18 protein-coding genes are annotated in these 19645 nt (G+C 55.1%); 7 read left to right on the top strand and 11 right to left on the bottom strand.

Annotated elements, in window-relative coordinates:
- Positions 1-51 precede the first annotated feature (51 nt).
- The 4 genes from VKV18_RS04195 to VKV18_RS04180 all read left to right on the top strand — a co-directional run bounded on the left by VKV18_RS04195 (position 52) and on the right by VKV18_RS04180 (position 3628).
- Positions 52-1113: a LacI family DNA-binding transcriptional regulator gene (locus tag VKV18_RS04195; RefSeq protein ID WP_324202973.1), complete on the top strand. Its 1062-nt coding sequence runs from the start codon at positions 52-54 to the stop codon at positions 1111-1113.
- An 11-nt stretch (positions 1114-1124) separates the two neighbouring features.
- Positions 1125-1316 carry a hypothetical protein gene (locus tag VKV18_RS04190; RefSeq protein WP_324202972.1) on the top strand — a complete coding sequence of 64 codons (192 nt, stop codon included), beginning with the start codon at positions 1125-1127 and terminating at the stop codon, positions 1314-1316.
- Positions 1317-1370: 54 nt separating this feature from the next.
- Positions 1371-2213, top strand: a complete 843-nt coding sequence (locus VKV18_RS04185; RefSeq protein WP_324199898.1) for a DUF1559 domain-containing protein — start codon at positions 1371-1373, stop codon at positions 2211-2213.
- Between the two features lie 86 nt (positions 2214-2299).
- A complete protein-coding gene (locus tag VKV18_RS04180; RefSeq protein ID WP_324202971.1) occupies positions 2300-3628 on the top strand; it encodes a glucoamylase family protein in 1329 nt (442 codons plus the stop codon).
- A gap of 154 nt (positions 3629-3782) precedes the next feature.
- Here VKV18_RS04180 and VKV18_RS04175 read toward each other — a convergent pair whose 3' ends face one another.
- Positions 3783-4256 carry a hypothetical protein gene (locus VKV18_RS04175; RefSeq protein WP_324202970.1) on the bottom strand — a complete coding sequence of 158 codons (474 nt, stop codon included), beginning with the start codon at positions 4254-4256 and terminating at the stop codon, positions 3783-3785.
- Between the two features lie 212 nt (positions 4257-4468).
- On the opposite strand from VKV18_RS04175, the gene VKV18_RS04170 reads away from it, so the two are divergent.
- The gene (locus VKV18_RS04170) at positions 4469-5860 is read left to right on the top strand and encodes a putative glycoside hydrolase (protein ID WP_324202969.1); all 1392 of its coding nucleotides are present in this window, start codon (positions 4469-4471) and stop codon (positions 5858-5860) included.
- A 2-nt stretch (positions 5861-5862) separates the two neighbouring features.
- Positions 5863-8154 (top strand): GH116 family glycosyl-hydrolase, encoded by a 2292-nt coding sequence (locus VKV18_RS04165; RefSeq protein ID WP_324202968.1) that lies wholly within the window; start codon positions 5863-5865, stop codon positions 8152-8154.
- Between the two features lie 61 nt (positions 8155-8215).
- On the opposite strand, the gene VKV18_RS04160 is transcribed toward VKV18_RS04165, so the two are convergent.
- Genes VKV18_RS04160 through VKV18_RS04130 form a run of 7 tightly spaced genes read right to left on the bottom strand, consistent with a single transcriptional unit; the run spans position 8216 to position 14350 of the window.
- Positions 8216-8797 carry a hypothetical protein gene (locus tag VKV18_RS04160; RefSeq protein ID WP_324202967.1) on the bottom strand — a complete coding sequence of 194 codons (582 nt, stop codon included), beginning with the start codon at positions 8795-8797 and terminating at the stop codon, positions 8216-8218.
- Positions 8798-8846: 49 nt separating this feature from the next.
- Entirely contained in the window at positions 8847-9530 is a 684-nt protein-coding gene (locus VKV18_RS04155; RefSeq protein ID WP_324202966.1) for a DUF1559 domain-containing protein, read from the bottom strand.
- Positions 9531-9538: 8 nt separating this feature from the next.
- Complete coding sequence (locus tag VKV18_RS04150; RefSeq protein WP_324202965.1) at positions 9539-10594, bottom strand: hypothetical protein; 1056 nt, start codon at positions 10592-10594, stop codon at positions 9539-9541.
- A 13-nt stretch (positions 10595-10607) separates the two neighbouring features.
- The gene (locus VKV18_RS04145) at positions 10608-11285 is read right to left on the bottom strand and encodes a DUF1559 domain-containing protein (RefSeq protein ID WP_324202964.1); all 678 of its coding nucleotides are present in this window, start codon (positions 11283-11285) and stop codon (positions 10608-10610) included.
- A 14-nt stretch (positions 11286-11299) separates the two neighbouring features.
- On the bottom strand, positions 11300-12241 hold the full coding sequence (locus tag VKV18_RS04140) for a hypothetical protein (protein ID WP_324202963.1): 942 nt from the start codon (positions 12239-12241) through the stop codon (positions 11300-11302).
- A gap of 12 nt (positions 12242-12253) precedes the next feature.
- A complete protein-coding gene (locus VKV18_RS04135; RefSeq protein ID WP_324202962.1) occupies positions 12254-13516 on the bottom strand; it encodes a radical SAM protein in 1263 nt (420 codons plus the stop codon).
- Positions 13517-13540: 24 nt separating this feature from the next.
- Positions 13541-14350: a hypothetical protein gene (locus VKV18_RS04130; protein WP_324202961.1), complete on the bottom strand. Its 810-nt coding sequence runs from the start codon at positions 14348-14350 to the stop codon at positions 13541-13543.
- Between the two features lie 348 nt (positions 14351-14698).
- On the opposite strand from VKV18_RS04130, the gene VKV18_RS04125 reads away from it, so the two are divergent.
- On the top strand, positions 14699-14959 hold the full coding sequence (locus VKV18_RS04125; RefSeq protein ID WP_324202960.1) for a hypothetical protein: 261 nt from the start codon (positions 14699-14701) through the stop codon (positions 14957-14959).
- A 704-nt stretch (positions 14960-15663) separates the two neighbouring features.
- On the opposite strand, the gene nadB is transcribed toward VKV18_RS04125, so the two are convergent.
- The 3 genes from nadB to VKV18_RS04110 form a co-directional block, all read right to left on the bottom strand.
- Complete coding sequence (gene nadB, locus VKV18_RS04120; protein ID WP_324202959.1) at positions 15664-17259, bottom strand: L-aspartate oxidase; 1596 nt, start codon at positions 17257-17259, stop codon at positions 15664-15666.
- A gap of 90 nt (positions 17260-17349) precedes the next feature.
- Positions 17350-18285, bottom strand: coding sequence for a hydroxymethylbilane synthase (gene hemC, locus VKV18_RS04115; protein ID WP_324202958.1), 936 nt, complete (start codon positions 18283-18285; stop codon positions 17350-17352).
- A 64-nt stretch (positions 18286-18349) separates the two neighbouring features.
- Positions 18350-19420: a M42 family metallopeptidase gene (locus tag VKV18_RS04110; RefSeq protein ID WP_324202957.1), complete on the bottom strand. Its 1071-nt coding sequence runs from the start codon at positions 19418-19420 to the stop codon at positions 18350-18352.
- Between the last annotated feature and the right edge of the window lie 225 nt (positions 19421-19645).

Raw genomic sequence — 19645 nt, 5'->3', positions numbered from 1 at the left:
ATGCAGTTAGCTCAACCGGTTAAGCGACTTCGGAGGGACGCTTAAAAAGCAATGGCACGAAGAATCACAATGCAAGAAATAGCGGAGAAGGTAGGCCTTTCTAAATCTACCGTCTCCTATGTGCTCAACGGCCGTGGAGATGCGGTGCGCATTCCTAAGGAGACTCAAAAACGCATCTTCGAGGTGGCACGCTCGTTAGGCTATCACCCCAACGCCTTGGCGCGCGGACTGGCCCACCAACGAACCTACACCATCGCCGTGGTGATGCAATATCCCCTCCTCTTCGCAGGGTGGTCAGGGTTCACCAATGAGCTGCTGCACGGGGTTACAGACGCTGCCATCACTCTGGAGTACGACCTCATGCTACATACGCGCAAAACCACACCGGATTGGCAGTGGGAAGAGCAAGATACCGTCTCCTCCGAGGCCGCTCGTCTCATGGACGGTCGTGTGGATGGGGCACTTTTGCTGCGGGATGTAGACGACCCGCTTGCGGAGATTCTCTATGCGCACAACTTCCCTGCCGTCCTCATGTTTACGCACACCACCAAGCCGCACATCTGGTATGTGGATTGTGACAACACAACGGGCGCTGTTTTAGCCGTCGAGCATCTGCTACGTTTAGGGCATCGCAGGATTCTCCACGTATCTGGATCGCCCCATTCCGGTGCCGCTCAAGAGCGCATCGAAGGCTACCGTTGCGCCATGGAACGAGCCGGTATCGCCATAAAAGAGGAGTGGATTCAAGAGGCGACTTCGCCAACAGCCGACTTCTCGCCGATTGCCGCCCTCTTTCAGCTCTCTCCCCAAGAGCGCCCAACGGCAGTGTTCGCCTGGAGCGACGATGTGGCCGTACGTCTCATGCAGATTCTGCGTTCGTTGGGACTACGGATACCTCAAGACGTTGCCATTGTGGGCTTCGACTCCACCGGCATGTGCGACCACGTGGAACCGCCTCTCTCCAGCGTGCGCCAACCCGTCTACGATATGGCGCATAAGGCGGTTGAGCTGCTGCATGCGCGCTTGCGTGGAGTGCGTGTAAAACAGTTTCAAATCCGGGTAGCCCCTACGCTCGATGTTCGCAGGTCGTGCGGGGCCTACCTGATGTCCTGAGGGAGTGAGAGATGCAAAAAGAGATACATCCCGGCATTGTTGCCGCCGTCGTGATCGTGCTTGTTGTGGTTATCGGGTTTTTGGCGCTTCGCATGTTTCACAGCCCTGCGGCAGGCAAGGCGCTAACACCACAACAAGCCGGATTGGGCAAACCGGTTTTGCCCTCTATTCCGCCGCAACCGGCCCGCACAGGGCAACCTTAAAGCAAAAACTTCTTCTACGCGTAACTTAAATCAAACTCTAAGGAGATGAAACCAATGAAAGTCGTTTCTACAGCTAGGCAGCGTAGGCTCGGGCGATATGGGTTTACGCTGATCGAACTTCTCGTGGTTATCGCCATTATCGCCATTCTGGCGGCGATCCTCTTCCCCGTCTTTGCCCAGGCGCGCGAAGCGGCCCGACTCACAAGCTGCCTCTCGAATATGCGACAGATCGGGCTGGGGATAACCATGTACTCGCAGGACTACGACGAGTTTTTACCGCTCGTGCGTGACGTCGACTCCACCTACATCGAGGGAAACTGGAAACACCTCATCAACCCCTACATCAAAAACTATCAGATATTCCGTTGTCCCTCCAACCCGGCCTCTCAAGTGTATGACGAATCGGCCGGTCCCACCACTCCACCCTACAACCCCAACCTGCCAAAAACCTATAGGGGCTACTTCTACTATCGAGCCTTCTTCAAATCCTCCGCGCCTATAGGCTCCGGCGATTGGTGGGCAGGCAACCAGTACAGCTCGGTCGCTTTCGACTATCCGGCCAATACGCTCATTGTGGGCGAGAACAAGGATGTCTATCCAGACTATGGCCCGTGGATGGCGGTAATACCCAATGTGGGGCCGAATGCCTGGGGGCCGAGCGGCTCGAACTGGGGTGCTAAACACCGTGGCAGCGACCGGGCGGTAAACCTTACCTTTATGGACGGCCATGCCAAGTTCACCACATGGGATGCTACCTGCCAACAATCTAATCCCGACGGCACCAACATGTGGGCCTACAACCCAACCAACATGAACTTCGGTGGGATGGACTTAAGTTGGCTCAATACCTTCTGCACCACCTTGCAGCAGACGGAAAGCAGCGGTCAACTGCAGTAAAAGGAAACCGGCGATTCAGGAAGGCTCCCTCGTTTATGGGAAACGAGGGAGCCTTCACTACGAAAAAATAAGGAGGGCAAAACGTTTTGAGAGTTCCAAAAGGATATCTTGTCGCCATCTTCTTCGTCACAAACCTGCTGTTGCAAGCGCAATCGCTCCCCGCCGATCAACCCAACAGAGCGACGAAGCAATGGAGCATTAGCCTCTCACTTTCCGATCCGCTCCTGACGCAGGTAGAGCACCGGGCTTTTCTCTTTTTCTGGGAACAGGCCGATCCGAACACCGGTTTGGTGAAGGATCGCGCCGCCAACATAGGCCCTACAGATACCTATACCGTTGCCAGTATCGCCAGCACAGGCTATGCACTCGCCGCTCTGCCCATCGCAGTGCAACACCGCTGGATAACACCTCAGCAGGGCTATCAACGCGCCTTGGCGACGCTGCGCTTTGTAGTGAATCGCATGCCCAATGTGCACGGCTGGTACTACCATTTCGTGGATGTGCACACAGGCAATCGGGTCTGGAACTGTGAGCTTTCCTCCATAGATACGGCACTGCTGCTGCTTGGCGCCCTGTCGGCCGGGGCGCAGTGGCCGGGAACGGAAGTGCAGCACCTTGCCAATACCTTATACGCCCGGCTCGACTGGCATTGGATGCTGACCAATGGAGGGCAGGATCCACAAAAACAGGTGCTCTCCATGGGCTGGAAGCCAGAAAGCGGTTTTTTGAACGCCAACTGGGATAGCTACTCCGAGGGCATCATGCTCTACCTCCTGGGAATCGGCGCCCCGAAGAACCCGCTACCGGCCGCCTGCTGGTGGGCGTGGAAACGCCCACGATATACCTATCATGGCCTCACCTCCTTCGTAGGAGGGCCTATCTTCCTACACGAAATGCCCTATGAATTTTTCGATTTTCGCGGTTGGCGCGACCGCGATGGGTGGGACTATTGGAGAAACGCCGCTAATGGCGTGAAGATCAATCGGTTGTTTTGCTTTGACCATAGGACGGAGCGCAAAACCTATGCCGCCGGCATGTGGGGGTTAAACGCCTCCGACGGCCCGGACGGCTACAATGCTTACGGCGTGCCTAAGCCGGAAGACGGGACGGTCTCGCCGACCGGGGCCATCGCCGCCGTTCTTTTTGAGCCAGACCAGGCCTGCGCCATCGCTCACGCCATGTACTCGCAGTTTCATGAGCGACTTTGGGGGCGCTACGGTTTTAGCAACGCCTTCAATCTGGACAGAGACTGGTTTGATAAAGATGTCATCGGTATTGACTTGGGCATGGCACTTTTAGGTATTGAAGATGCACGCACCGGTTTTGAGTGGCGACGTATTGCCGCACTGCCCTCCACGAAACGAGCGTGGCAGCGCATCGGCTTCAGCCGAAGCGACATTACCGAAGGCAAATAGGCTCTACCTCCATATCAAAGGCGAAGTGACGGTCACTTTGTTCCCAAATGCGAGGTCAAGCTCGAATAGTCTGCTGCAAAGCTATCGCTTGCGCAAAAGAACGGGTAGGATGAGGTGTCCTACCCGTTACTCCATTTTGGGGGAGCTTACGACTCTAGAAGCCGTAATAGTACCCCTGATCCCCATAGAGGGTCTGAATGTAGCACACCTGACCGAGATGGTAGCACATGTTCCAGTAGGGAATGGTGATCCAGTTGGTCAAGGTGCCATTCTCTCCCCACGGCAGTTGTACCGGATCGTCGAGGTGTTCTGAGGGGAAAGCCAGAATGGCATGGGCAAGTGACTCGGTCTCGGCCCGTAAGCGCGCTAGGGCTTTCTCCATGGTGTCAAACTCCGCACGAAATCGGTCGAACTGCACCTGACTCCATTCGGGCTGGCGTCTTTCCGTAAGCGTTTTGGCGGCAAAGCCGTTCAAGTACGCGCACTCTTGAACCTGATCGAGGATGGTGCGGCCTTTATCCAGAGGGCTCCAGGTTTGTTTGTCCGATGGGGTGGCCTCGACATGGCGGATGAGGAGATCGGCCCCTTGCTGAACTAGTTTGGCAAACAGTTCTTGGATCGTCGGCATGTGTGTATTCCTTTTAAAGGGATATATGTCGCCTCAGAGCGACAGGAGAAGGATACAATATAAAGTCTTTTTTTGTCTAGTAGTTTTCGGAAAAATTTTCTCTTCCCTCAAGTTCCGCCAAAACAGCGGCGATTCGCGTGCCCTGCCCCCATCGGAATGCGGTTTCATTACCGGCAGGAGTTCCTCATCGGGTTGCCGAATTGAGGAGAGAAATGTTGAGACAGTATGCTTCTATGCAGGCTCAGAGCACCAGAAGAACATTCTGCGCCTGCCTTTTCGGTGGTCTCTTGCTGTTGGGGCTGACCTATGAGGCGCCCTTCTCTCAAAACACGGCGCAGGCTCAAAACGGCTTTCAGCCCCTTACCCCGGTGCGTTCCGCCTGCCCTGTGCGACTTGGAGGTGTTTTCACCATGGGTCTCGGTACAGCACGAGACTCCCTGGAGGCGTCCGCACAAAACGGCACAAAGCTTTCGCCGGATAACGCCAAATGGATCGGGGACAACTGCGACGTTGTGGCCATCAGCCCTAACTGCTTAGAGCCGAATACCTATCCTGCCATTAGAAAAGAACACCCGCTTTTTAGCCCCCTTCTCTACGTCTACGCCTCCTGCCTATCGGAAAACCCCAACGCTGAAGGCAATGTAGGCGGATGGACGCCGACGATGGAGGCGCACGTGCTTACCGACGCGAAAGGGAAAGAGATTCCCTACCCTACGCCAGGCGGTCACTGGATGGATTTCGGCAGCATCGCCTGGGCGCACGTGTGGAGGGATCGGGTGCTTCAGCTCGTTAGCCAGTATGGGGCCGATGGCGTGGTGGCGGCCGAACTGCCCATCAACAACACGTTCCTACCCGAAACACCCGGCAAATATCCAAATTTTGCCGCCCGCGCCGAAGCCACCCTCCGTTGGCTTCAGGCAGCTCGTGCCAAAGGGAGGTTCTTTATGGTGCCGGAGGCCCTTGGCTTCGATAGGCCGGCCGGTCACCCCACTCTTCCACCCCCTCTCCAAGCCGACGCACCGGCCCTAAAAAATCGCCTCTGGGACGACTACTTCCCCTATATTGATGGGGCTTGGGTAGAAGATTGGGTTGAACCCTATTGGACGGGCAAACCGCTCTCAGAATCGGAATGGGAACGCCAGCAGGAGGCCGCCGAACGCTACTCTCTGAACACCCTCTTCTTCATTGCTGCCGGGGCCTACCATAACCCTGCCGAGCTGGAGTACGCTTTGGCCAGCTTTCTGCTGATCGAGCATCGGCAGGGCCGCATCGCTTTTCAGCCGATGCCGCTCTACCCAGGCCAACGCAACGACGCCGGCTTTAGCCTGCGCATTATGCGCCACGAAGTGGAACACTATTCAAACTACTTCAACGTGCCCCTCGGGCTTCCACTGCAAGAGCGTCACAAGGTGCCTACTACCGGTGGCATGGTGTGGCGCCGAACGTTCCAAAACGGAGCCGTCTATGTGAACCCCTCTGACACGCGCACCGTAACCCTCAACTTCGGCTCGCCGATGCGTAGGCTCAACAACCGCCTCGTACGCAAAATCGTTCTTCCGCCCCACAGCGGCGCCATTCTACTCTACCAACCTCCAGGAGACTGACAATGGACAACAACGCTTGGCCGGTTCTCTCTCGTTATGATCACGAACACACACAAGCTATTGCCCTGCCTGTCGGCGGCATCGGCACCGGCTTCTTCGCCCTCGGTGGCCGCGGACAGCTGACCGAATGGCAGCTTATGAGCCGCCCCAACCGCGGTTGGCGCCCACCCTATGCCCACCTATTGCTTTGCACTCAGCGCAACATTGGGCAGAAAGAGGAGATCAAACTGCGGGTACTGGAGGCGCAAAGCGACGCCGATCTCGGTGCCGATTTCGGCGCACCCGGCACGCTTATGGGCGTTGCTCGCTTTCCTCGCGCTCGTTTTGAAGCCGCCTATCCTTTCGGCCGCGTGATCTTGGAAGATAAGAGCGATGTGCCGGTGCGCGCAGTCATCGAGGCCTTTAACCCGCTTATTCCCCACGACACCCCCAGCTCCAGCCTCCCCTTCGGCCTTCTCACCATCAGGCTTACCAATATCACTCCCCTGCCCGTTCATACTACGCTCACCCTCCTGATGACCAACATCATCGGCACCGACGGCATCGTATCCGACCTAAAAGACAATGTTACGGAAACGGCCGAGGCCGCCGGCTGGCGCGGGATGAAGTTCTATAAAGCTCGCGAGTTACGCACTGCCCAAAACGGCACCATGGCTTTCCTCACCGACGTACAGGAGGTGCACATTGCACGCCGTTGGCCCTTCCAGGGTAGCCCATGGAACGGCGAGGCATTGGGAATTATCGACTCGCTGCTTCAAACCGGCCGGCTACCCGATGCCGATCCGAACGCGCCCTGCCCGCCGTCGCCTAACGACACCTGGCACAGCTCCCTCACTATGGTGCTGCCACCTCTCGCTTCTAACGAAAGTCGCACCGTGCATCTCCTCATTACCTGGCACTTTCCGCTGCGCAACCTTCAAGAGGAGGGCTGGTGGTCACCTGAAGCGGGCCAAGACCCCATCCAAACCAACTGGTACGCCACCCAATTTCAGGATGCGCTGGATGTGGCGCGTCGCGTGATTCCGCGCCTGACGGATTTACGCGAGAAAACCATCGCGTTCGTGAAGAGCGTTGTGGAGCATCCTGCCCCTCATGCGCTGCGTGAAGCAGCCCTTTTCAACCTCACCCCCCTGCGCACCCATACCTGCTTCCGGCTTGCCGACGGCACCTTCCTCGGTTGGGAGGGTTGCGCCGGCCAAAGTGGCTGCTGCATCGGCAGCTGCACGCATGTTTGGAACTACGAGGTAGCAACTCTTAGCCTCTTCCCCGATCTCCATCGCAGCATGCTCGAATCGCATCTTAACTACGGTGTTGTGCAGGATGGAGGAGAGCGATTTCGTCTCTCCCTGCCCCTCATTAACCCGACCTGGTATGGCGCCGCTGCCGATGGACAGATGGGGCTTATCGTTCGCGTCTACTCGCAATATCTCAACGATAAGGAGCACGACGGCGAAGCCTGGCTGCGAAAGGTCTACCCCACCGTAAAACGCATGCTGGCGTTTGCGTGGCTCCCCGGAGGCTGGGATGCGGATAAAGATGGCGTAATGGAAGGCGCCCAACACAACACCTATGACGTCGAGTTTTTCGGTCCGAACCCGCTCTGCACCGGCTGGTATCTTGCCGCCTTAGAGGCCACAGCGCGCATGGCCGAGATCGTCGGCGATACCGATTTTGCCAACACCTGCCGCGAACTGCGCAAGAAGGGCGCCTATTGGGTAGATAACAACCTCTACAACGGCCAATACTATCAACAAAAGATCGCAACCCCTCCTGCGCAGCCAGCCCCCATGACCGCCGTCACCGGCGAGTATCATAACCCCCACCCGCAGTTTCAACTCGGTGAAGGCTGCCTTATTGACCAGCTTGTGGGTCAATACCGCGCAAACCGCTGTGGGCTGGGCGATCTGCTGGATCGTTTCCACATTCGCCAAACGCTCGCTTCCATTTTTCGGTACAATCACCATGAGAGTTTGCGCGATCACTACAACAACATGCGCACTTTCGCCACGCCGGAGGAGGCCGGAACGGTTATCTGCTCCTACCCTCTCGGCCATCGGCCGGAACGCCCCTTCCCCTATTTTGGAGAGTGCATGACGGGCTTCGAATATCAGTTTGCCGTCCTGCTTCTGGACTACGGAATGCGCGATGAAGCCGTACGCGTTGTGGAGGCCGTACGTAATCGGCATGACGGCAAAAAACGCAACCCCTTCAACGAGCCGGAATGCGGCAGCTACTACGCCCGCAGCATGGCCGCCTGGGCGCTTTTAAAAGCTTGGGAGCAGTCGAACAAATAAAAAGCAGCCCATCTGCAAGTCGCGCAGACGAGCTGACTTAAGCCTTATCTGTGGCAGAGGATCACTGCGACCGCTTTCGATTATGTGGCTGCTTCTCAGAATGAGCCTCAGACGATTGATGAGGTAGATAGTAGGTAGTATCCGTGTGGTTATCGGTGAAGCCACTATCTACGTGGTTTATATCCTTATGCTCGACGTCGGTATGCGGGATTGGGTAGCTATCTTGATGCGGAACGTAACCCCCTTCGCCCGTTTTGGCGGGTGTGTCGCTATGTACACTCGGCTTATCGTTATGATGTTGATCTTGGTGAGGCGTATCTTTATGAGGCCCGTGAGCCTTCTGTTTCCTTGTATCGGAATGCAGGTCGGTGTGCCGCAGATGTTGCTTCGATGGAGTCTTCTTCCCCTTTCCACCGCTGTGACCATCGGTATGATGTGTTTTGGATGGAGGCGCTGCCTCTAACGGCTGTGAGCCTGCGCTCAGTAGCTCATATCCGGTCACAGCGCTCAACGCGATCAGCAGCTTGCAAAAGGTGCGGCGGCTTGATGTAGCCGGCTCCCGTCTGTCCTCAGAGGCTTCGTTCGATACCCCAGCCCCCAAAGCCTTTTCATCTTTCTGTTCATCATCCGATATAAAACTCATATCGTTATCTCCTTTAGATTTCTAGAGCTATCATTCCTCGTGGAAAAACCTACGGTTTGTGGATATAAGAGACTTGGTACGCTCTCACCTTGGTGGCGTTCACCGGCTTCACATGGTTATCTGCAAACAGACAGTCGTACCAGTTGTCCTTGGCGGGCATCTGTCCATGCCATATCCCCGCCCCATCTGCGGCAACCAGGGCCTCAGCAGGGCTTCTGTCGAGACTGTTAATCGAATAGTTCCCCTCCGCCAACTGCGTTTGGTAGTAGTAGCTCGTGCCCCACTGGATGAAACTCGATGGATGTGCCTCCGCCGGCCTGTCTAACAGGCAATAGTCGGAGGGGGAACATGCGGACAAGCTGTATTTGTCGTATCCCGCATCTGAAGGGCAGTCGAACACCTGGTGCGATTTCGTGTAGGGCTGAAGCACCACGTGAAACTGCGGTAAATAGGGCACCTGGGCGGCGAAGGAAGGAGAGAATTCCGCCCAGAAATTGTGATAGACCTCCATCGGGCTGATGGCATACGGAAAGTAGCCGTCGTAATCCTGCAGGTACATCGAGACGGCCAACCCTATCTGATGCAGGTTGGAGAGGCAGGCCGATTGACGCGCCTTTTCACGCGCACGGCTGAACACGGGAAACAGCAGAGCCGCCAATAGCGCGATAATGGCTATGACTACGAGCAACTCTATTAACGTAAAGCCCCGATCGGTTCTTTCACATCGTCTCATCTCTTCAGTCATCTCCTGTCATTAAGACGTTTGTCCTCGTTTTGCTGTGCCAGCAAAACGAGAGCACCCAATAGCGAGGCGCCCCAAAACAGGACTCCGAATGCGTACCAGGGTTGAGCCAACTGCTGATATTGAGGGCGGCCGATGAAAAGGACAAAGAGAACGGAGAGAAGCGGCCCAGCCCACCACAACCAGTTTGTTTTTACAGAGAGTTGTCCGACCCCCAGCGCTATAGCGAACACCCATAGGCCGATGCACAAGGCGTTTTGGAGGGTGATGGAATCCAGCTTTTGCCCCGATAACACGTAGGTTAAACCGGCCACGAGGCCACAAAGAACATTCAGGGCAAACGGTTGCAGCAGGCCAGGCAACTGCAGTTCCACCCCCTTTTTCCCCTCCCATGCTTTCGCCCATCCTATTGCCGCGATATAGGCAAACAGCATCATCAACACGATGAGAAAATAGTATGGGAGATTATCAAAGGTCTTATGGAGAATGGGCAGCGGATTTTGAATCTCGAATAGGAGAAACTCCACCACCATCATAGTGCTTAGTCCGAGCGGGAGCAGGCTGCCTCCGGACTTTGAGCGCGCGAACGGCCCGCTAAGCGCATAGACCACCGGCATGATCAAGAAGAGAACGGCGGCAAAACCCGGGTCTTTACCCACCCAGCTATAGAGCGAAAAGGCCAGCAAGAGCAGGCTTATGCGAAAGAGGCCGGTTTGGGATAGGCTTACCGCATCGGTTCCCTCCTGCACAGAGCGATTAAAGAGAAGATAAACAGCGATGGCCGCTGCAATGGAGAGCAAGGGCACCGGGTGATGGCCGGTAATGTCTAATCCTTCATCAAACTGCAGGCCTATCTCGGTCAAGACGGCAAATAGAACAGCGTAGATGATCTCCAGAAAGATGGGAGTTTGCTGTTGTGTCCTTTGTTGCGAAACGGTCGAAATCGGTTGAGGCATCGGCTTCCTCTGCTTTTTGATAAAGAACCACGTCATAGCATCTCCGTTGTGACGCAACGGGCCGAATGGGCACCGATTTATATCTTCTGAATAATTCATTGAACCCCTCCTTCTAATTACAGACCAGACTGGCCTGGTAGCTTCTTACCTTAACCGCATTGATGACTTTCACATGATTATCTGCAAACAGACAGTCGTACCAGTTGTCTTGCACCGGCATTTGGCCATGCCATGTTCCTGCCCCATCTGCAGCGACCAATATCGCCGATGGCGCCGTCAGTGAGCCAAGGCTATAGTGCCCTTCTGCCAACTCCGTTCGGTAGTAGTAGCTCGTGCCCCACTGAATGAAACTCGAAGGATGCGCCTCCGCCGGCCTGTCTAGTAAAGGGCAGTTCGGCGAAATGCAACCGTCAAACCCGTGAATGTCGTATCCCGTATCTGAAGGGCAGTCGAACACCAGGTGCGATTTCGTGTAGGGCTGAAGCACCACGTGAAACTGCGGTAAATAGGGCACCTGGGCACCGAAAGTGGGCGAACATGTAGGCCAGAAATTGTGATAGACCTCCATCGGGCTGATGGCATACGGAAAGTAGCCATCGTAGTCCTGCAAGTACATAGAGACGGCCAACCCTATCTGATGCAGGTTGGAGAGGCAGGCCGATTGACGCGCCTTTCCACGCGCGCGGCTGAACACGGGAAACAGCAGGGCCGCCAACAGCGCGATGATGGCGATAACAATAAGCAGCTCGATTAGGGTGAAAGCAACCCGTTTTTGATGCGCGTAGGACATCGTCCTCTTCTCCTTCATACCATGGAATTTCGTGCCTCCTCCAGGTGCTCTACTCCCTTCTGGTAGGCACGAGAGTGTGAGATGGTTTGCTTCGACAGATAAAAAGGAAACTGAAGCCCCGCGGCTCCTTGCTCTGGAAACAGCGAGCCTTCCAGCGCGAGTTCGACCTTACGATGACTGACATCGGTTGCGTGGATAATTTTGATGACCGGACTTTTCATCTCCGCAATGCCGTGCAGAGCCGTCCAAAGCAGAGGCCAAGAGAGAATGGCAACAAGCCACTCCATTTCGCGCTCATAGCCCAGCTCACGTCCTAGCTGCAAAAAGCGAACGGCGCGGTGTTTTGCCCGTTTACATTTCAGACGGCACGGGTACATAGGGGTTGTGTACAGCCCCACACATCGCCATAGCGGGTTTAACTCAACCTCGTAACAACTTTGCGGTACCGTACAGCGTTGTTGCTCATCCAGAGCGCCACCCCTCAGAAACAGCGGTACGGTGAGATCGGAAAGCCCCATCGAGGTATACACCTCCCCTGCAAACCGCAGACAACATGCAGGCGTTCCAAGCAAACCCGCCAGCCGCGTGGCGTCGTCGCTTTGAAGCGCGCTTTGATAAGCCTCTAAACTCGTCGGCGAACCGATGACAACACGCACCTCTCCCATAGGCGCCTCGTAGTCTATGAGAAGCCCCAACCGCCTCTCCACACACATCCTGGACAGACAGGGCAGTTCTGCCTGCAAAACCGTTAAGACCGATACAGCCTTCAGGCCGCGATGAACCGATTCGATCTCCATCTGCTTGAGCGCCGCCCTTATTTTCAAGAAACGCGGCTCCCACAAATCGCGCGCCGATAGGCTCACCCAGTGATAGCGGACAAAAGGAGGTAGGACAAAGCTGCCGCGAGCCTCAAGATAGGGCTGTAATCGCCCACTCAACTTTGACGATCTGCTCACCCTGCGGCCCTCCTAAAGCGTTCCAACGTGGTCAATATGCTCCAAAGTTTCGCCACACCAGCGGTGGGTAATTCCGTTGGCTTGGAGGAAATCATGCACTATCTGGCGCTCCGGCTTCGACAGTTCCCGTGAAAACAGCAAGGAAAACAGGTTTTTGTTGGTTCCCTGCATCCAAGCGTTCAACAGGGCTTTCTCCAGCACCTCCCTCAATGGGTGTAAAGAGAGCGGGGCAAGCCCTTCCGCCAACATATCGCTTTCGATCTCCTCAAACAGGCGCATCCACACCGGGCACTGTTCGGAGCGATTGCGCCAATCGTGCCCGATGGCCGTGCCCGGGCATTGCCCCTTGCACATCAAGAAAAAGCGACAGCCTCTACAGCCATTGTACTCGTAGGGCGTGAAGTAGAGCGCAATGTAGCGTTCAAACCCCTCCTCTTCCGCCTTTAGGAAGTCTATACCGTCTTTGTTGGTTCTACCGCAGTTGCTCGTAGCTCCATCCCCTTCAACCCCTTGAACCGCCTTTGTGGTCAGCGGGTCGCAACCGTTCCAAATGCAGGTCGTTTTCTGATCGAGGGCCAGCAGCAGATTGCGCATCTCGGTAAAGATATCGAAGCGTAAGGAGTGAAGCTCCTTCTCAAACCGATAAAGGGTGATAAGTGCCTCAACATACTCCTCCGTGGAGAGCTGCAAGAGTCGTTTCTGCAGTTCGTTCTCCACTTCAAGCAGATGAAGCCGGCTGCTTTTAATGCCTAACGCATCCAGACGTTTCAGCCAGTCTAAAAGGCGGGGCAAACGTCGGCGGCTGGCATTGAACCTATGCAGGGTGATGATGAGGCCTGGCGTCAGCCCCTCCGCACAAAGCCGTTCAATGGCTTCCATCGTTTTGCGCGTCGCCGCGCGCGTGCGCGGGAGGGTGCCGTTCCACCGAACATCGTTCAGCTCCTCATCGCCATCAATCGAGATTCCCACAGAGACGCGATACTTTTTAAACAACGCAATGTGCTTTTCGGTAATGAGCGTCCCGTTGGTCTGAATGGTGTTGTGCCCGAACTTTTGATAGCCCCAGGCAAAGAGCGCCTCTAAGTCCTCTATAGGCACCAGCAGCGGCTCCCCGCCAAACAGGGTAAACGGACTGTTTAGCCGCTCTAACGCCTCCAACATCTTTGCCATGTCGTAGGAGGCACCTATATCCCCCGCATCTCGCTGCGGATTTTGGTAGCAGTAGGTGCACATAATATTGCATGCTACCCCTAACGGACGTAATTCCACTCCCATTTCCTACTTTGCTCCTTGCTGCGCCTAAAGGTCATTCCACTCTATGTGCTTCAATTCCCTCCATACGGCCCACGCCAACAAAAGAAGCGCCGGCAACAGCATCTTAAGCCAAGTCTGAATATAATATTCTATGCCCATCTTCGGAAGGTTTAAGTGAATATATCCCACAAAAATCAGTAACGTCCCCAGCACAACACAAAGCCCTTTTATCAAGATGCGTCCACGCAATACAACGGCTAAAACCATACCCAAAAAGGCCAAGATGCCCCAATAAACATAGTCGTAAAAGACCGGGATAGGCGCATCGTGGTAGTTCCACACCGCTCCAAACAAACTCACTCCCAAAAACGTGGCCAAACCCACCCCCGCTGCCGGCAGATAGACCAAACGGGGCTTTTCTTCTACGACCTTCGCCTCAACGGCCTTTAAAAGAGCCGCCGTCGCTCCAATGCCTACCCCTACCATCCCCAGTAAGTAAAGTATTCCAGCAAACTCGTAGGAAACCTGAGGGAAAAAGGTTCTTAGGAACAAGAGCGTCGAAACGACCGGCATCAAGAAGCTTGCAGCCAGGCTAAAGGGCAGAAGATGCGGTTTACGAATAGAGAAAGTGTAGCGTGCCAACAAATAGAGATAGATCGCCGCGCCGGGGAGGAAGAGCTTGTCGGACATCCAGTGAAAGTAGAGCCAATAGCTATAGAAGGCAAGGATAATAGCAAGCAGCAGGCTGAAGCTTGTGTTGTTTTGAAAATCTAGGCGCCCTCCAGCCTTCTCATAGTTCTTATAGGCCCTGTAGGCAAGGTACGCATAGAGGATATTTTCTAGCTGTAGGTGCAAGGGGCCTATATTTTCTCTTTTTGTGACTACAGGTAGTATATAGAATGCAAGACCCAGCATTACTGCTAAAATAATGTCTTTTAGGGCTAACGGAAACGACTTAGGTTCTTTATGAACATTGATAACCTTTCCAGAAGCCATGTCGCTTTATCCCTCTGAACGAAGCTAAATTATAGACGTGGTTCTAATCAATGGGTTTCAAATGCTCCTGAATGTTTTTTAGAGAGGAGATACGAGGGAAAAGAGGCACACCCTCTCCCGCTCGTATCCCCCCATCTTACTCTGCTGCCAAGCTTATTGAGACCGTGACGGTGTGGGATTACTATACGGTGTAGGATTACTATCCGTATGTGGATAGCTGTCGGTATGCCCTATATCGGTGTGGTTATGATTATCCGTGTGACCATCGGTATGATCACTATGCGAATCAGAATGGCCAATGGGGGTGGGTATATCCACATGATTCGTGTCCACATGAAGAGCTCCACTCCCAACGTCTGTATGTGGATTTTGATCCGTGTGGTTAGTGTGATCAGTATGTGGCGAATTATCCTGATGCGGCTTATCACTGTGCCAACGCTCATCATTGTGAAGTGGCACATTATCTAGGGTGGTTACCGATTTGGCCATTGCCAAGCTTTCAAACCCCACGATGGCGGTAACCGTGACGAGAAACCTGCAGAAAAGTTCGCGCCTGTTTATAGGGACGCATGCTTGGCTTGCTCGAGTTTCTCGTGAGGGGGCATTCGGCTCATCATTGTGCGACTTCGGTTTGCGATCAGACATGATTTAAGCTCCTTTCGTAATGTATTTGAGAATGGTATCTCCACTGCCCCTCTCTTTGGAACGGTGGAAAATGAAGTGATGTGCCGAATGCAGTAGCGGGAGTAGATGAAAACGAAAAAGGTGAACGCTTCTCGTGCCCTCAGGCACAAATAGCCCTGAGCACATAGAGTAAGGAAGGAAGCCCTGGCAAGGGTTAGATGTAGGATGTGACGAAATAGTTGCTATAAATGGGGGGGGGGGGGTAACAAAAACGGACAATTTGGGCGACACAAAAGCCTCTCTCAGGCGAATGGAGTTAGTACGCGCCTGTTCTAGAGAGCTTTTTGCGACCCAAAACGCCAGTTTCATCTTTTCTACCACTTTCCGTAGTAGGCAGTCTATCGGAACTATCTAGAACTATACCTATTATAACACGGCAAGCTAGTCTTGTCAACAACTTTTTTGCAGAAGCAGACGAGAACTTGTTAACATAGCTTTTTGCTATCTAATACGCAGCTGCGGCTCAAACTCCAAAGTGGATGAACCTTTTAGTTTGTGTTGTTCACCAACACCGTGTCGTGGCGTTCGTTCTCCACAGGCTCCGGATAGTCCAAAACGTAGTGCAGACCGCGGCTCTCATGCCGCTGCAAGGCCGATTCCACAATTAACCAAGCGACCTGGGCAATGTTGCGGGCCTCCCACAATGCCATGTCGGAACCTAGTCCCACCTTAAGCCGATTTAAGATCGCCTCTATCTGCTCCCGTGCCTGCAGCAGCCCGGCAGTCGTGCGCACGATGCCCACATTGCGTTGCATGATCTTCCTTATGCGTCGAACGACTTCTTGCCCCTCCGACGCCGCCATCGGCCCCCCTAGCCGCCCCTCTATCTCCGCGAAAGCCTCGTTCTTCTCCTCCTCCGTCAGCGGTTCAGAGGCAAATTGAAGGCTATGGGTTGCCGCCCGATGCCCAAAAACCATCGCCTCCAATAGCGAGTTAGAGGCCAACCGATTCGCCCCATGCACGCCCGTACAGGCCACCTCGCCGGCAGCATAGAGACGCTTAATGGGCGTGGCACCGTGCAGATCGGTGACAACCCCACCGCACTGGTAGTGTTGAGCCGGCGCTATGGGAATGAGATCGCGGGTGATGTCAATGCCCACCTCCAAACAGCGCGCATAGATGGTTGGGAAGTGACTCTTGAGCTTCTCCTCCGGAATATGCGTGGCATCGAGATAGACACAGTCTACTTCACGACGCTGCATCTCGCTGACAATAGCCCTCGCCACCACATCGCGCGGTGCCAACTCTTTCAGGGGGTGGTAGCGCTCCATAAACGTCTCTCCATCCTTATGGCAAAGCCTTCCTCCCTCTCCACGCAACGCTTCGGTAATGAGAAAGGCGCGTGCCTTAGGGTGATACAGCGTGGTAGGATGAAACTGGATGAACTCCATGTTGGCTATCGGCGCCCCAACGCGCCATGCCATCGCCACCCCATCGCCCGTTGCGACCTCCGGGTTGGTGGTGTGTTCGTAAACTCGTCCGCATCCACCGGTCGCCAAAAGAGTGGCCCGAGCGCGGAAAGCAACATAATTCCCAGTCCCTTCATCCAGAGCCAATACGCCAACACAAACTCGGCGTTCTCTAAGGCGGCGTACCAGCAACTCACAGGCAAAGTAGTGTTCGAGTATCTCCACCGAGGGCTGCTTGCGCACGGCCTCCAGCAACGTCCGTTCACACTCCCACCCCGTGTAGTCGGCCGTATGTACAATGCGATTCCGAGAGTGGCCGCCCTCTCGACCCAACGCCAATATCTCCTCGCCATCCGGGCCTATCTCCGTATTGAAGTGAGCTCCTAAGGCAATAAGGTCACGAATGCGCTCCGGCCCCTCGCACACCAAAATCTCAACCGCATCGGGATGGCAAAGGCCGGCCCCGGCCACCAACGTATCGTGCTGATGAAGCTCCAAAGAATCGTCCTCACCTAAGGCGCCCGCGATACCCCCTTGCGCCCAGCTGCTGTTGGCGTCGGTGCGCGATTTCTTGGTCAATAGGGTAACGTGTCCGTAGGGCGCCAACCGCAAAGCGTAGGTTAGCCCGGCCAGACCGCTGCCGATCACCAGATAATCCGTGTCAAGAACCTTCATCGTCCTCTCTCCTAAACCTCATTCCACGGCCCCGATCATTCTTCGAATCGGGCGCCTTTCAAGAGCACCTTCGCCCTCTCTTTGAAAAAATCAGTCGTGTCCCTCCATCAGAGCCTTCGCCCCGTGTTCGAGCATCCGACGAGCTAACGTCGTTCCCACCTCCCTGGCCTGAGAGCGACGCCCGGCATGCGTATCAAAGAGCCGCTGCCTTCCATCCGGGCTTATCACAACCGCGTCGAGCACTACCCGATCCCCATCAAGATAGGCCGAGGCGCCCATCGGAACCGTGCAGCCGCCGCCCAAAGCCGCCTGGAAGCTCCGTTCCGCCTCTAAGCTGCAGGCCGAGTCGGTGCAGTGCAACGAGGCAAAGAGAGCCATAAGGTCTGCTCTATCTGTCCTCGCTTCTACGGCTAAAGCCCCCTGTCCAGGGGCCGGCAGGCAGACCTCTTTAGGGAGAATCTGCGTGATCAAGCCCTCCCATTCCGCTCCCAGCCGATGGAGGCCGGCGTAGGCCAAAATCAGAGCATCGCACTGCCCCTCTTTCAATTTACGCAAGCGCGTATCGAGGTTGCCGCGCAGCTCCACGAACCGAAGATCAGGCCGCATGTAAGCCAGTTGTGCCCGCCGTCGTGCGCTGCTTGTGCCGATAACGGAGTTCTTCGGCAAAGCCTCTAAACGGCAGGCCTCCCGCGCGATCAACACATCGTTGGCGGCCTCCCGAGGCGGAACGCAGATAAGAGAAAGACCGTCCGGTAGTTCGGACGGTAGGTCTTTTGCGCTGTGCACGCCCACATCTATCGCACCCTGCAGCAGCGCCTCCTCTATCTCCTTCACAAACATCCCTTTGGTGCCCACTTGCGTAAACGGTCGGTCACGCTGCTTATCGCCGGTGGTTTCAATAACAACCAACTCTACCTCAATCTGAGGATGAAGCTGTTGTAACCTATCCGCCACCCACCGCGTTTGTGTTCGTGCCAAGAGGCTGCCACGAGTGCCAAACCGCACCTTTTGAACGGGCGTTTCCACCGGACTTCTTCCACCTTACCTTTTACTACGCATCGCTTAGCTCGGAAGCTTCGGAGAGAGACAACTAACGGTTTAACTCATCACGATAGTCGTAGTGGCGCGTATGCGCTTCCTCCAGGTAAGCGGCCAGCAGATCGATAGCACCCTGAATGTCCTCCACATGCGCCATCTCGTTCACCGTGTGAACATAGCGCACCGGCACCGAAAGCGTAAAGGAAGGCACTCCACCTCGGCTGCGTTGTATGCCACCGGCATCCGTTCCTCCTCTCGGTAGCATCTCCAGCTGATACTTAATTTGCCGTTTTTCGGCCACATCCCGAAAATGGCGCACGAGCTTTGGATGACAGATCAGGGAGGAGTCAACGATCTTGATGGCGACCCCCTCGCCCAAACGGGTCACCTGCTCCGATTCGGGAGCGCCTGGAAAATCAACGGCCAGCGTAACGTCCAAAGCGATCCCAATATCCGGCTCTAGGGCGAAGGCCGCCGTGGTGGCGCCTCGCAGACCCACCTCCTCTTGCGTGGTGGCTACCGCGAAGATATGGGCAGGCACGCGCCTTTCCAGTTTACGAAGAGCTTCGATCATCACAAAAACCATGAGACGATCATCTAAGGTTTTGCTCACGACCATGTCGCCCATTTGCGTGCAGGTGCGGTCCATCGTCACCATATCGCCGATCTCCACCAACTCCTTCACCTTCTCACCGGGGAGACCTAAATCCACGAACATATCCTCTATTTTCAAGGCTTTGTTGCTCTCCTCCGGTGTCTGCAGGTGGGGCGGCTTGGTGCCCGGCATCAGTACCCCCGGCAACCGCTGCCCTGAACGACTGTGCACAAAGACACGTTGCGACACTAAATTACGAGGGTCCCAACCGCCTACCGGCAGTAGTTTCAGGAAGCCACGGTTATCAATATGCTTCACCATAAAGCCTATCTCATCCATATGTGCCGCGATCATCACGCGCGGCCCTCCATCCTCACCGAGTCTATGACCGATGAGATTGCCCATGGCATCCACATCGAGAGTGTCTACCAGAGGCCTGAGCGATTCGGCAACCACTTGCCGTATCGGCTCCTCACGACTTGGAATTCCCGGTGTTTCGCATAGCGTTTTTAGCAGTTCGAAATTCAAGGGCTTTTTCCTCCCTTTCTTTGAAAATTTGAACTATAGTACCCGCATTCAACCGATGTGCCCTATAGTTTGCCCTTCAGGACGCCGATAATAGAGGGGAAAGCCATCTCTGGCCTGAATCCTCCCACGGAGGCGATCCCATTCGATGCTCATTAGAGAGTATGAAGCCAACTCCCTAAAGGAGTGTCTCACGCAGATACGCAACGAGCTTGGCCCGGAAGCCAT

Origin of the sequence: Chthonomonas sp., from assembly GCF_035294505.1 — a bacterium.
Lineage (GTDB): Bacteria > Armatimonadota > Chthonomonadetes > Chthonomonadales > Chthonomonadaceae > Chthonomonas.
Note: the sequence above shows the minus strand (reverse complement) of the source record. Positions and strands in the feature narration are given on the sequence as shown.

Bases quoted from the DNA above. Each gene is read 5' to 3' on its own strand.
- VKV18_RS04155 (WP_324202966.1), bottom strand. From the start codon at position 9,530: ATGAGACGATGTGAAAGAACCGATCGGGGCTTTACGTTAATAGAGTTG.
- VKV18_RS04195 (WP_324202973.1), top strand. From the start codon at position 52: ATGGCACGAAGAATCACAATGCAAGAAATAGCGGAGAAGGTAGGCCTT.
- VKV18_RS04190 (WP_324202972.1), top strand. From the start codon at position 1,125: ATGCAAAAAGAGATACATCCCGGCATTGTTGCCGCCGTCGTGATCGTG.
- VKV18_RS04165 (WP_324202968.1), top strand. From the start codon at position 5,863: ATGGACAACAACGCTTGGCCGGTTCTCTCTCGTTATGATCACGAACAC.
- VKV18_RS04160 (WP_324202967.1), bottom strand. From the start codon at position 8,797: ATGAGTTTTATATCGGATGATGAACAGAAAGATGAAAAGGCTTTGGGG.
- VKV18_RS04175 (WP_324202970.1), bottom strand. From the start codon at position 4,256: ATGCCGACGATCCAAGAACTGTTTGCCAAACTAGTTCAGCAAGGGGCC.
- nadB (WP_324202959.1), bottom strand. From the start codon at position 17,259: ATGAAGGTTCTTGACACGGATTATCTGGTGATCGGCAGCGGTCTGGCC.
- VKV18_RS04145 (WP_324202964.1), bottom strand. From the start codon at position 11,285: ATGTCCTACGCGCATCAAAAACGGGTTGCTTTCACCCTAATCGAGCTG.
- VKV18_RS04135 (WP_324202962.1), bottom strand. From the start codon at position 13,516: ATGGGAGTGGAATTACGTCCGTTAGGGGTAGCATGCAATATTATGTGC.
- VKV18_RS04150 (WP_324202965.1), bottom strand. From the start codon at position 10,594: ATGAATTATTCAGAAGATATAAATCGGTGCCCATTCGGCCCGTTGCGT.
- VKV18_RS04125 (WP_324202960.1), top strand. From the start codon at position 14,699: ATGTGGATAGCTGTCGGTATGCCCTATATCGGTGTGGTTATGATTATC.
- VKV18_RS04170 (WP_324202969.1), top strand. From the start codon at position 4,469: ATGTTGAGACAGTATGCTTCTATGCAGGCTCAGAGCACCAGAAGAACA.
- VKV18_RS04185 (WP_324199898.1), top strand. From the start codon at position 1,371: ATGAAAGTCGTTTCTACAGCTAGGCAGCGTAGGCTCGGGCGATATGGG.